This window comes from Micromonospora sp. SD12 (assembly GCF_052068495.1).
Taxonomy (GTDB): domain Bacteria; phylum Actinomycetota; class Actinomycetes; order Mycobacteriales; family Micromonosporaceae; genus Micromonospora; species Micromonospora echinofusca.
Window position 1 is genome coordinate 1 of sequence record NZ_JBQHDF010000041.1, and the last position, 2917, is coordinate 2917.

General features: G+C 72.6%; 1 protein-coding gene. It reads left to right on the forward strand.

Annotation, left to right across the window (positions count from 1 at the left end; translation table 11 throughout):
- Positions 1 to 32 precede the first annotated feature (32 nt).
- Positions 33 to 2917, forward strand: a 2885-nt coding sequence (locus ACTMS2_RS29200) for an AMP-binding protein (RefSeq protein WP_441178255.1), incomplete at its 3' end; no start/stop codon positions are given.

Here is a 2917-nt window from a genome sequence, read left to right on the forward strand (position 1 = left end):
ATGAGGCGTTGGCGTCGTTGGCGGCGGTGGTGGTGGTCGCTGGTGAGGCGTTGCCGGCGGCGTTGGCGAACCGGTGGTTGGGCCTGTTGGGTGCGGGCGGTCTGGTGAACGAGTACGGGCCGACTGAGGCGAGTGTGGGTACCTGCATCTTCCCGGTCGAGGGTGAGCAGGCGGGTCCGGTGGTGCCGATCGGTCGGGCTCTGCCGGGCATGACGATGTACGTGTTGAACCGGGATCTGCAGTTGTCCCCGGTGGGTGTGGTCGGTGAGTTGTACGTGGGCGGTGTGGGTGTGGCTCGTGGGTACGCGGGGCAGCCGGCACTGACGGCGGAGCGGTTCCTGCCCGACCCGTTCGCCGCGGCGGGATCGCGGATGTACCGCACCGGGGATCTGGTGCGGCGGCTGCCCGACGGGGCGGTGGAGTTCGTCGGGCGCGTCGACCACCAGGTGAAGATCCGCGGCTACCGCATCGAACTCGGCGAGATCGAGGCGGTCGTCGAGGGCACGGACGGCGTCGGCGACGCCGTCGCCCTGGTCGGCGAGTCGGACCGGCTGGTGGCGTTCTACCGCCCGGCCGCGTCGGCGACGCCGGGCCTGCTGGACCGGGTCCGGCAGCGGTGCGCGGAGCAGTTGCCGGAGTACATGATCCCGGCCGAGTTCGTGGCCGTGGAGGCGATCCCGCTCAACGCCAACGGCAAGGTCGACCGCGCGGCCCTCTGGGACACCGCCGAGCCGACGCACCGGCAGCACGTCGCCCCGGCGACCGAGCTGGAGGCGCAGCTGGCCGGCATCTGGGGCCGGGTGCTCAACCTGGAGCAGGTCAGCACCCAGGACAGCTTCTTCGACCTCGGCGGGCACTCCATCAGCGCCATCGCGCTCGTGGGCGCGCTGCGCAACGCCGGGCACCCGGTCTCCGTACGCGACGTCTTCGTGCACCGCACCGTCGCCGCCCTGGCCGCGCACCTCGCCGGCGGGGACGACCAGGAGGCAGCGCCCGCGTTCCGGGCCGTCGCCCCGTTCAGCCTGCTCGACGACGCCGACCGGGCCAGGCTGCCCGCCGGGCTCGCCGACGCGTACCCGTGCGCGCAGGTGCAGCTCGCCATGCTGGTGGTCACCCTCTCCGACTCCGAGCGGCGCACCTACCACAACGTGTCCGCGTTCCCGATCCGCGACGAGCACGCCTTCGACGGCGACGCGCTGCGCCGCGCCGTGCGGACCGTCGTGGACCGCCACGAGATCCTGCGTACGTCGTTCGACCTGACCGGCTTCTCGGTGCCGATGCAGCTCGTGCACGCCGAGGTGCCCGTCGACGTCACGCTGCTCGACCTGCGCGACGGCACGGACGAGGAGGCCGAGAACCGACTGCGGGCGTACCTGGCCGCCGAGCGGTCCCGGCCGTTCACCCCCGACCAGGTCCCGCAGATGCGCATCGCCGGAGCGGCCGGCCGCGACGACACGTGGTGGTTCGTGCTGACCATGTCGCACGGCATCCTCGAAGGCTGGAGCCACCACTCGCTGCTGATGGAGATCCTCGACAACTACCGCAGCCTGCGCGACACCGGCGCGCCGGCGGCGTTCGAGGCACCCCCGGTCCGCTACGCCGACTTCGTCGCCGGCGAGATCGAGGCGCTGGCGTCGGCCGAGGACCGCGACTACTGGCAGGGCGTCGTCGCCCGGCCGGTCTTCGAGCTGCCCGCCGGCTGGGGCGAGGACGAGTCGGTCCCGGAGTACGAGTGCGGCACCCGGGTCCCGCTGCACGACCTGATGGACGACCTGCGCGAGCTGGCCAGCCGTACCGACACGTCGCTGAAGAGCGTGCTGCTGGCCGCGCACCTGAAGGTGATGAGTCAGCTCACCGCCGAGCCCGTGTTCACCAGCGGGCTGGTCAGCCACGGCCGGCCTGAGGTGACCGGCGCCGACCGGGTCTACGGGATGCACCTGAACACGCTGCCGTTCGTGCACGACGCGGGCGCGCGTACCTGGCGGGAGCTGATCCGCAACACCTTCGCCGGGGAGCTGGAGCTGTGGCCGCACCGCCGCTACCCGCTGCCGGCCGTGCAGCGCCTGGGCGACGGACGCCGGCCGATCGAGATCCTCTTCAACTACCTGGACTTCGAACAGGTCGACACCGAGCGGGTCGACTTCGAGGACGCCATCTACGAGGCCAGCGGCGAGTTCGGCCTGCACGTCTCCACGCTCGGCGGCGTGCTCAACATCCTGGCCCGGCCGCACCAGGTCAGCTACCCCAACGTCCTGCGCCTCGGTGGCATGTACCGGGCGGTGCTGGAGGCGATGGTGGCCGACGTGGACGGTGACGCGTCGGTGGTGTGTCTGCCGGCGGGTGAGGTGTCGGTGGTGCTGGCCGACGGGGCGTCGGCGGTGTCGGCGGTGTCGCGTTCGGTGCTGGACGAGTTCGAGGCGCGGGCGGCGCAGACGCCGTCGGCGGAGGCCGTGTCCGAGCCGGGTGGCCGCTCGGTCGACTTCGCGGGCCTGGACGCCCGCGCGGTCGCGATCGGGCGGAGCCTGGTCGGCCGGGGTGTGGGTGCCGGTGCGGTGGTGGGTGTGCTGCTGGACCGGGGTGTGGAGTTGGTGGCGTCGATGGTGGGGGTGTGGAAGGCGGGTGCGGCGTTCGTGCCGGTCGACCCGTCGTACCCGCCGGGTCGCATCGCGGCCATGCTCGCCGACGCCGGTGCCCGCGTCGCGATCACCTCGCAGCGGTACGCCGACCGGTTCGGCGGCGCCGGGGTCGACGTGCTCCGGGTGGACGGGACCCTGGACGACGGCGTCGAGGAGGCCACGGCCGACGGTGCCGTGCGCGCGGCCCTACCCGGGCCGATCGACCTCGACGAGTTGGCGTATGTGATTTTCACGTCGGGGTCGACGGGTCGGCCGAAGGGTGTGCAGGTGTCGCACCGGGG